This is a genomic window from Paenibacillus sp. GbtcB18, assembly GCF_019091125.1.
GTDB classification, from domain to species: Bacteria; Bacillota; Bacilli; order Paenibacillales; family NBRC-103111; genus Paenibacillus_F; species Paenibacillus_F chitinolyticus.
Genome location: NZ_JAGXJX010000966.1, coordinates 1 through 231, shown reverse-complemented (window position 1 = coordinate 231; position 231 = coordinate 1). Strand labels below are relative to the sequence as shown.

The 231-nt window shown below is 61.9% G+C and carries 1 protein-coding gene; it reads right to left on the bottom strand.

The genetic code is table 11. The features are described 5' to 3' along the window. Nucleotides 1-231 (bottom strand): cadherin-like beta sandwich domain-containing protein (locus tag KVT34_RS31415; RefSeq protein WP_217563411.1); only part of this gene is annotated, 231 nt, incomplete at both ends.

Sequence of the window (231 nt, the reverse complement as noted above, 5' to 3'; positions counted from 1 at the left end):
ACAGAAGGCTGTCCGCTGTCAACCGGTCGGCCGTTGACGACGAGGGTTGCATTCGGCTCGTAAACGGTAGCCGTGACGGTAAGGCTTGCCGTGTCAGGACCGACAACTGCCCGGTAATGGTCCATCCCGCTTTCGAAAGCGGGAACGAGACTGCCCTCGGAGAGCGCGAGCCCGCTAAGCGTGACGTTGCTGCTCGGAGCCCGGCTAACTTCCCAATGGTAGCTCTGCGTC